Below are 7,722 nucleotides of genomic sequence, written 5' to 3' on the forward strand. Positions count from 1 at the left end.
CAACATAGAGGAATGTCGAAACAAGAGCTCGAGGTGATCGGCCAGGACGCCGCCTGCTGCGAGGGTCTCGCCGCCGCACCCCTCGACGAGGAGCGCGCCGGGGAGCTGGCCAAGGTGTTCAAGGCGCTGGGGGACCCCGTACGGCTGAGGCTGCTGTCGATGATCGCCTCGCGCGGTGAGGGTGGCGAGGTCTGCGTCTGCGAGCTGACCCCGGCCTTCGAGCTGTCCCAGCCGACGATCTCCCACCACCTCAAGCTGCTGCGCCAGGCCGGTCTCATCGACTGCCAGCGGCGCGGCACGTGGGTGTACTACTGGGTGCTGCCCGGCGTCCTGGACCGGCTCGCCGCCTTCCTGGCCACGCCGCAGACCCACCAGGTGCCCGCGTGAGCGCGCCGCTCGGCCGCCGTACCGCCGCGGAAGCCATGGGGACGGGCCTGCTGGTGACGGTCGTGGTCGGCTCGGGCATCCAGGCCACCGAGCTGTCGCACGACGTCGGCGTGCAGCTGCTCGCCAACTCGCTCGCCACCGTGTTCGGCCTGGCCGTGCTGATCACACTGCTCGGGCCGGTCTCCGGCGCGCACTTCAACCCCGCCGTCACCCTCGCCGCGTACGTCACCGGCCGCCGCACTCACACCGGTCCCAGCCTGCGGGAGGTCGCGGCGTACGTCCCCGCGCAGGTCGTCGGGGCGATCGGCGGCGCGGTCCTGGCCGACGCCATGTTCGCCGAACCGCTGGTCAAGTTCTCCACCCACGACCGGTCGTCCGGGCACCTCTGGCTGGGCGAGGTCGTCGCCACGGCCGGGCTGATCCTGCTCGTCTTCGGCCTGGAGCGCGTCGGCCGTACCGCCCTGGCCCCGGCCACCGTGGCCTCCTACATCGGGGCCGCCTACTGGTTCACCTCCTCGACCTCCTTCGCGAACCCCGCGGTGACCGTCGGCCGCGCCTTCACCGACACCTTCGCCGGGATCGCCCCTGCCTCCCTCGCCCCGTTCATCGCGGCCCAGCTGATCGGCGCCGCGCTCGGGCTGGGCGCGGTCGCGGTCGTGTACGGACGTCCCGCTCGGGCGGCGGACGTCGTCGTCCCGCACAGCGAACCCGAGCTCGCCCCCTCCTGAATGCCGCTCCCACCTGCAAGGACTCACGCCATGAGCACCGCCGTTCCGCGTCCCTCCGTGCTGTTCGTCTGCGTCCACAACGCCGGTCGTTCCCAGATGGCCGCCGCCTTCCTCACCCACTTCGGCGGCGACCGGGTCGAGGTCCGTTCCGCCGGCTCCGCACCTGCCGACACCGTCAACGCAGCCGTGGTCGAGGCGATGAAGGAGGTCGGCATCGACATCTCCGCCCAGACCCCGAAGGTCCTCACCACCGAGGCCGTACACGCCTCGGACGTGGTGATCACAATGGGCTGCGGCGACACCTGCCCCGTCTTCCCCGGCAAGCGGTACCTGGACTGGCAGCTCGACGACCCCGCCGGCCAGGGCGTCCATGCCGTCCGGCCGATCCGCGACGAGATCGAACAGCGGGTACGCGGCCTGCTGAGCGAACTCGGGACCCCGACGACTGTCGTGCTGCCGTAGGGACGCAGCCCGGATGCGACGGCCGACTCGGCCCCGACGCCGGTTCACGCGCTTCACCGCTCGAACCGGCAGAGCTGCCTCAGGACAGCGCGCCGTACGTCTGCCAGCCGGAGGCGAGGGTGTAGGTGGCGCTGAACGTGCCGTCGCCCCAGCCCTTGTTCCGCAGCAGTCTGCCGTCGGTCGTCCGGGAGACGAGGTCCGGGAAGCCGTCGCCGGTCACGTCGCCGACCGCGGTGATCGCGTTGCGGCCGGCGCCCCAGTCCCGGAACACCAGTGTCCGCGGCTTGAAGCCGCCCGTGCCGTTGCCGTCGGTGACCGGTGGACCCGCCGACATGTCCGGATTCGGCGGGCATCGCGGACACTGGACAGCAGGAGAGGGGAGGCCGACCGTGCTGACCGTAGTCCGTGAACAGATGGGCCGGGCCCTGTTCCGCCGCGTCGCCGGGCCCGACGGACCGGCGGCGCGTGCCCGCATCCACGACACTCCCGGCCCGCGCTGGTTCGGACCGGACCGTCCGATCCGCACCGTCCACGGTGACGCCTCGATGTTCATCGGTGGGCTGAGCGCGCTGCTGTTGCAGTCCCTGCATCCGCTGGCCATGGCGGCGGTGGCCGGGCATTCCGGATATCGCGGCGACCCGTGGGGCCGACTGCAGCGCACCAGCACCTTCCTGGCCGTGACGACCTACGGCACGGCCGCGGACGCTCGCCGGGCGGTCGACATCGTCCGCGGCATCCACGAGCGGATCCGTGGGACGACGGCCGAGGGCGTGCCGTACCACGCGGCCGATCCGCACCTCCTCGGCTGGGTGCACGCAGCCGAGACGGACAGTTTCCTGCGCGCCCACGAACGCTTCGGAGCCCGCCCGCTGGACGCCGCCGGCTACGACGGCTACGTCGCCGACACCGCGCGGGTCGCCGAGGCGCTGGGGGTGAGCGATCCACCGCGCGACCGCCGCGAGCTGTCCGAACGCCTGACCGCCTACCGGCACGAACTCGGGGCCACGTCCGAGGCCCGCGCCGCCGCCCGCTTCCTGCTGTTCCGGCCTCCGCTGCCCCTTGCGCTACGGCCCTTCTACGGCGGGCTGGCTGCGAACGCCGTCGTGCTGCTCCCGCCCTGGGCCCGTGGCATGCTGTGGCTGCCCCGGGTGCCGGTCGTCGAGACCCTCGCCGTAGGCCCCACCGGACATGCCCTGACCCGGACCATCCGCTGGGCCATGACACCGCAGCGCCAGTCCCGCCCGACGTGATCGCGGGCGACCCCATGCGCTATCGCTGACGTGAGTCACCCTCGTTCGCCTCGGTGCCGGTGAGGTGAGGCTGTTCGGTGGCGGCCCAGGTGGCCAGGAGCCGCAGGGCGTCGTGGTCGGGTGTGCCGGGGGCGGCGCTGTAGGCGGTGAGGGTCAGGCCGGGCTGGGCGGGCAGCTCCATGGCGTCGAAATCGAGGGTGATCACGCCGACGGTGGGGTGGTGGAAGGACTTGCGGCCGGTGTGGTGCAGGCGCACGTTGTGCTTGGCCCAGGCGGTGCGGAACTCCTCGCTGAGGGTGACGAGTTCGCCGACCAGCCCGGTCAGGTCGCTGTCGTGCGGGGCCCGCCCGGCTTCGGTGCGCAGCAGGGCGACGGTGGTGTTCACGGACCCCTCCCAGTCAGGAAAGAAGGCGCGGCCGCGAGGGTCGAGGAACTGGAAGCGGGCGATGTTGACCGGCCGGGCGGCGTCGTGGGTGAACAACGGGGAGTACAGGGCGCGGCCGAGGCCGTTGACGGCGAGGATGTCCAAGCGGCCGTTGCGGATGAAGGCCGGGGAGTCGGTCATGGAGTTCAGCACGCGCAGGACGCTGTCCGGGAGCGGGCCGCGGGCGCGCCTGCTACGGCGGGCAGGACGTCCGGCGGCGGCGCGGGCCAGGTCGTAGAGGTGGGCACGCTCGGCGTCGTCCAGCTGGAGGGCGTTCGCCACGGCGTCGAGGACTTCCTCCGAGGCGCCGGCGAGGTGACCGCGCTCGAGGCGGACGTAGTAGTCGATGCTGACCCCGGCGAGCAGGGCGACTTCCTCGCGACGCAGGCCCGGTACGCGCCGATTGCCGCCGTAGGCGGGCAGGCCGGCCTGCCGAGGGGTGATCTTGGCGCGGCGGGAGGCCAGGAAGGCGCGGATGTCGCTCTCGGTGCTCACGCACTCCAGGCTAGGCCGGGCGGTACACCTGTGGGGGGCCCTGTCGGTACCTGTAACGGCAGACCCTTCCGCACCTCCTTGAGCTCGGGTTTCCTCGGTCCTGGCAGCGGTCGGAGTTCCGGCGCCCGCCGGGGCACAGGTTCCGTGCCGCTGCGCGAAGGCCGTCCCCACCGGACAGTGGGATGGACGGTTTCACCCCGTTTGATCAAGGAGTCCTTCGTATGCCGAAGCAGTCCGCACCCCAGGAGCTGGCCGGGATCGCGCCGAAGCTCGTCGAGGTCACCGACGAGGTCCTGTTCGGTGATGTGTGGGAGCGCCCCGGGCTGTCGCCGCGCGACCGCAGTCTGGTCACGGTGAGCGTGCTGGCCGCTCTCTACCGCACCGAGCAGCTCGGGTACCACCTGGGCGTGGCCCTGGACAACGGGCTGAGCGTCGAGGAACTGTCCGAGGCGATCACCCACCTGGCCTTCTACGCGGGCTGGCCCAATGCCATGACCGCGATCACCCGGCTCAAGAAGACCGCCGAAGAGCGAGGCGCCTGAGCAGCAGAGCAGCATCGCCACCGTCCCGGCACCGCCCCTCTCCCCGCGACAAGGATTCCGGTCATGGAACACATCACCGAGACCCCCACCCTCAAGGCCCCGGCCGAGCGCTTCACCGGCGACGTCTACCTCAACATGATCTCGACCCCCGCCGAGCCGGCCCGCCTGGCCGCCGCTCTGGTGCGCTTCACCCCCGGCGCCCGCACCCACTGGCATGCGCACGCCCTGGGGCAGGTCCTGCACATCACCGACGGCGTCGGCCTGGTGGGCACCCGCGACGGCAAGGTCGTCCGCGTCAGCGCGGGTGAGACCGTCAAGTGCCCGGCTGCCGAGGAGCATTGGCACGGCGCCACCGACACCACCCTCATGGCCCACCTCGCCCTGGTGGTCGGTGACGCCACCGGTGACGGCACCACCTGGCTGGAGCCGGTCACCGACGACCAGTACACCACCGCCCTCGACCCGGTCACCGGCTGACGGCCGAGTTACCCGGTTGGCCCGTCAACCACCGCTCACTTGCGTGGTGCGTGGTGCGTGGTGCGTGGTGGATGGGGGAGGTGCCGGTCTCGGAGGCGGACCAGGAGGCGGTCCAGGAGGCGAGCAGGCGCAGGGTTTCCTCCCGTGCGCCTCTCGGCCGGGCGCGCCCGGTGCGCTCATCTCCTCACCCCGCGCGATGGTGCCGCCGTCCGATGTCAGCGGCGGTCGGACGTCTCACGGCCGGCCCGGTACAGCTCCTGCGAGGTGACGATCAGTTCCCGTCGCTCCTTCTTCGAACCCACCATCGGCTGGGAACCGTGGAGGGACACCTGGGCGCTCTCGGGCAGGAAGCGGACCGTGAACAGTCCGATGGCGCCGGCGGCCATGAGGTAGAACGCGGGCATCATGTCGTTTCCGGTGATGCTCACCAGCGCCTCCGTGACCAGAGGGGTGGTACCGCCGAACGCGGCCACCGCGAAGTTGAAGCCGATGCCCATGGCCGCGTAGCGGACGGCCGTCGGGAACAGCGCGGGCAGCGTCGCGGCGCTCGGCGCGGCGAAGCACGCCAGCAGGGTGGACAGGATCAGCACACCGAAGACCGGCGGCCAGGTTCCGTCCATCTTGATCAACAGGAAGGAGGGGATGGCGAGCACGATCATGCCCGCCGCCGCGTAGCCGTAGAGGGGGCGTCGGCCGACGTGGTCGCTGAGCCTGCCGAGGAAGGTGATGAGCAGCACGATCCACACCATGCCCACGAGCACGAGGACGTCCGCGGAACTGCTGGAGCGGCCGAGGGTCTCGGTCTGGTAGGTGGGCAGGAATCCCGTGACCATGTAGTTGGTGACGTTGTAGAGCAGTACCAGTCCCATGCAGACGAGCAGGGCCCGCCAGTGGTCCTTGACGATGGTCCTGAACTCGGTGCCCGCCGATTCCTTGGCGAGGCTCTCCTCGTGTTCGTCGAGCTGCTGCTGGAAAGCGGGCGACTCCTCGAGCTTGAGACGCATGTAGAGGCCGATCACCCCGAGCGGGCCCGCGATCAGGAACGGGATCCGCCAGCCCCACGAGAGCATCTGAGCGTCGCTCAGGGCCAGATTCAGCGTGGTGACCAGGGCGGAGCCCAGCGCGTAGCCGACGAAGGTGCCGAAGTCGAGCCAGCTGGAGAGGAAGCCGCGACGCCGGTCGGGCGAGTACTCGGCGACGAAGGTCGTGGCGCCGCCGTACTCGCCGCCGGTGGAGAAGCCCTGCACCATGCGGGACAGCAACAGCAGGATCGGGGCGGCGATACCGATCGTGGCGTAACTGGGGATGAGGCCGATGGCGAACGTGCCGACCGCCATCATGATCATGGTGGTGGCGAGTACCTTCTGCCGACCGAGGCGGTCTCCGAGCGGCCCGAAGACGAGGCCGCCGAGCGGGCGCACGACGAACGCGGCCGCGAAGGTGGCGAAGGACGAGATCACCTGGGCGGCGGGTGACGCTCCGGGAAAGAAGACCTTGCCGATGGTGGCGGCGAGGTAGCTGTAGACGCCGAAGTCGAACCATTCCATGCAGTTGCCGAGTGCCGAGGCACTCACCGCGCGCCGGAGCAGCGGTGGTTCGACGACCTGGACGTCCTCGTCGCTGAAGGGACGCTTGTTCCGCCTCAACCTGCGCGTCAGGTCCTGACGGACCTGTGCGGGCAGGCCGGCGATATCGGTCGGCCCGGACCGCGCTGGGTCGGGCTGCCCGTCGGTCAGAAGGTCAGCCACTGAAGTTCCTTACGTCTTGCGTGAGATGACCTGTGTGCACAGTGAGGCACCAGGTGTTTGCGGTGCTGATAGTGGCTTCTGCCCTCTTTCGCACGGCTCACGCAAGGACCACGGACGCTGACCTCCCCACGTACGGCAGAGGGAGGGGGCGGCGCAGACCTCCCCAGGCAGAGCCGCCCCCGGCATCACAGCTGCCACACCCCCTGTGCCCGCGAAACCGCCCCGCACACCTGCCTCATATGTTGGCTCGGAGAACAGTTGAAGGTGCAGAGGGGGCTCGTGAGGGCGGAGGCTCGTGAGTCATGAGCTGCCCACGGCCAGTCCCGAGCCCGTGAGCCGCACGCGGATGCCGTCCTTCTCCACGCGGACGTACCGCAGCCGCACGTCCCCGAGCTTCGGCTCCGGCAGCTCGAAGGCCAGGGACAGCCGGTCGGCGAGGGCCGGGCGGGTGAGCCGGGACAGGGCGTTCAGGAGGTCGGGGTCGAGGCCCAGGCCGCGGAGCACCTCGGGGTTGTCCAGGTCCAGGTCGATGAGGTTGAGGGTCCGGGCCTGGCGGGCGAAGCGTGCGGAGCCGGTCAGTTCGGCGAGCTTGCCGTCATCGCTCAGGGCCGCGCGCACGGTCTCCTCGGGCACGCCCAGTCGCTCCACGATCGCCGGTACCGACAGCAGGGCCTTCGCCTTGCGGGTCTCCCGGGCGAGGCCGGCGGACGCCTTCGGGGTGAGGTGCAGACCGTCGGAGGCCCGCGTGCCGGGGCGGTAGGTGGCCAGGTCCCCGATGTCCAGGCGGATGCCGCCCGTCTGCGTGCCGATGCCCCGCTCGCCCTGCCGCTGGATCGTGGCCTCGGCGCGCAGTCGCAGGTCGTGCCCGGCAACCGGCAGGGTGCCACGGGCCTGGACCCGGTCATGGCCGTCACCGGTGAACTTCACCTGGGACGCGCCGAGCTCGCGGTTGAGGTCGGCGAAGGACAGCAGGACGTCGCCGTCGAGCCGGGGGACACGGGCACCGCGTACGGAGGTGAGCCCGTCGGTGTCCAGCTGGACGTCATGGGCTGTGGCCGACACCTTAATCGGCCTGCTCGTGTCCGGCCGGTCGGCTCTGCGCGCCGAGGCCCTTGGCCGCTGCTGGTCGCGGGGCCGCCTGCCGGCGTGGCCGGCAGACGCGTAGCGCGAGTAGCCGGACTCGGTGGGCAGAGACCCCCCCGGGCCAGT

General features: G+C 71.1%; 10 protein-coding genes. 6 read left to right on the forward strand and 4 right to left on the reverse strand.

Features of this window, described 5'->3' with window-relative positions:
- The first annotated feature begins 12 nt into the window (after window positions 1-12).
- From ACFWBD_RS29605 to ACFWBD_RS29615, 3 genes are read left to right on the forward strand one after another with little or no spacing between them, the layout of a single operon-like run.
- Window positions 13-387, forward strand: coding sequence for an ArsR/SmtB family transcription factor (locus tag ACFWBD_RS29605; protein WP_385673209.1), 375 nt, complete (start codon window positions 13-15; stop codon window positions 385-387).
- The gene (locus tag ACFWBD_RS29610) at window positions 384-1,115 is read left to right on the forward strand and encodes an aquaporin (RefSeq protein WP_385673212.1); all 732 of its coding nucleotides are present in this window, start codon (window positions 384-386) and stop codon (window positions 1,113-1,115) included. Before ACFWBD_RS29605 ends, ACFWBD_RS29610 begins: the two co-directional genes overlap by 4 nt.
- Before the next feature lie 30 nt (window positions 1,116-1,145).
- On the forward strand, window positions 1,146-1,577 hold the full coding sequence (locus ACFWBD_RS29615; RefSeq protein ID WP_385673215.1) for an arsenate reductase ArsC: 432 nt from the start codon (window positions 1,146-1,148) through the stop codon (window positions 1,575-1,577).
- Between the two features lie 79 nt (window positions 1,578-1,656).
- Here ACFWBD_RS29615 and ACFWBD_RS29620 read toward each other — a convergent pair whose 3' ends face one another.
- Window positions 1,657-1,911 carry an FG-GAP repeat domain-containing protein gene (locus tag ACFWBD_RS29620; RefSeq protein WP_385673219.1) on the reverse strand — a complete coding sequence of 85 codons (255 nt, stop codon included), beginning with the start codon at window positions 1,909-1,911 and terminating at the stop codon, window positions 1,657-1,659.
- Window positions 1,912-1,966: 55 nt separating this feature from the next.
- On the opposite strand from ACFWBD_RS29620, the gene ACFWBD_RS29625 reads away from it, so the two are divergent.
- Window positions 1,967-2,827 carry an oxygenase MpaB family protein gene (locus ACFWBD_RS29625; RefSeq protein WP_385673222.1) on the forward strand — a complete coding sequence of 287 codons (861 nt, stop codon included), beginning with the start codon at window positions 1,967-1,969 and terminating at the stop codon, window positions 2,825-2,827.
- A 19-nt stretch (window positions 2,828-2,846) separates the two neighbouring features.
- Here ACFWBD_RS29625 and ACFWBD_RS29630 read toward each other — a convergent pair whose 3' ends face one another.
- Window positions 2,847-3,746: a helix-turn-helix transcriptional regulator gene (locus ACFWBD_RS29630; RefSeq protein WP_385673225.1), complete on the reverse strand. Its 900-nt coding sequence runs from the start codon at window positions 3,744-3,746 to the stop codon at window positions 2,847-2,849.
- 221 nt (window positions 3,747-3,967) lie between these two features.
- On the opposite strand from ACFWBD_RS29630, the gene ACFWBD_RS29635 reads away from it, so the two are divergent.
- Both ACFWBD_RS29635 and ACFWBD_RS29640 read left to right on the forward strand, forming a co-directional pair.
- The gene (locus ACFWBD_RS29635) at window positions 3,968-4,288 is read left to right on the forward strand and encodes a carboxymuconolactone decarboxylase family protein (protein ID WP_385673228.1); all 321 of its coding nucleotides are present in this window, start codon (window positions 3,968-3,970) and stop codon (window positions 4,286-4,288) included.
- A 63-nt stretch (window positions 4,289-4,351) separates the two neighbouring features.
- Complete coding sequence (locus ACFWBD_RS29640) at window positions 4,352-4,765, forward strand: cupin domain-containing protein (RefSeq protein WP_385673231.1); 414 nt, start codon at window positions 4,352-4,354, stop codon at window positions 4,763-4,765.
- Between the two features lie 215 nt (window positions 4,766-4,980).
- Here ACFWBD_RS29640 and ACFWBD_RS29645 read toward each other — a convergent pair whose 3' ends face one another.
- Together ACFWBD_RS29645 and ACFWBD_RS29650 are read right to left on the reverse strand one after the other, a co-directional pair.
- Window positions 4,981-6,513, reverse strand: coding sequence for an MFS transporter (locus ACFWBD_RS29645; RefSeq protein WP_385673234.1), 1,533 nt, complete (start codon window positions 6,511-6,513; stop codon window positions 4,981-4,983).
- Window positions 6,514-6,813: 300 nt separating this feature from the next.
- A partial coding sequence (locus ACFWBD_RS29650) for an LmeA family phospholipid-binding protein (RefSeq protein ID WP_385673237.1) occupies window positions 6,814-7,722 on the reverse strand: 909 nt, incomplete at its 5' end.

Origin of the sequence: Streptomyces sp. NPDC060002, from assembly GCF_042737245.1 — a bacterium.
GTDB lineage: Bacteria > Actinomycetota > Actinomycetes > Streptomycetales > Streptomycetaceae > Streptomyces.

Bases quoted from the DNA above. Each gene is read 5' to 3' on its own strand.
- ACFWBD_RS29615 (WP_385673215.1), top strand. From the start codon at position 1,146: ATGAGCACCGCCGTTCCGCGTCCCTCCGTGCTGTTCGTCTGCGTCCAC.
- ACFWBD_RS29605 (WP_385673209.1), top strand. From the start codon at position 13: ATGTCGAAACAAGAGCTCGAGGTGATCGGCCAGGACGCCGCCTGCTGC.
- ACFWBD_RS29635 (WP_385673228.1), top strand. From the start codon at position 3,968: ATGCCGAAGCAGTCCGCACCCCAGGAGCTGGCCGGGATCGCGCCGAAG.
- ACFWBD_RS29640 (WP_385673231.1), top strand. From the start codon at position 4,352: ATGGAACACATCACCGAGACCCCCACCCTCAAGGCCCCGGCCGAGCGC.
- ACFWBD_RS29620 (WP_385673219.1), bottom strand. From the start codon at position 1,911: ATGTCGGCGGGTCCACCGGTCACCGACGGCAACGGCACGGGCGGCTTC.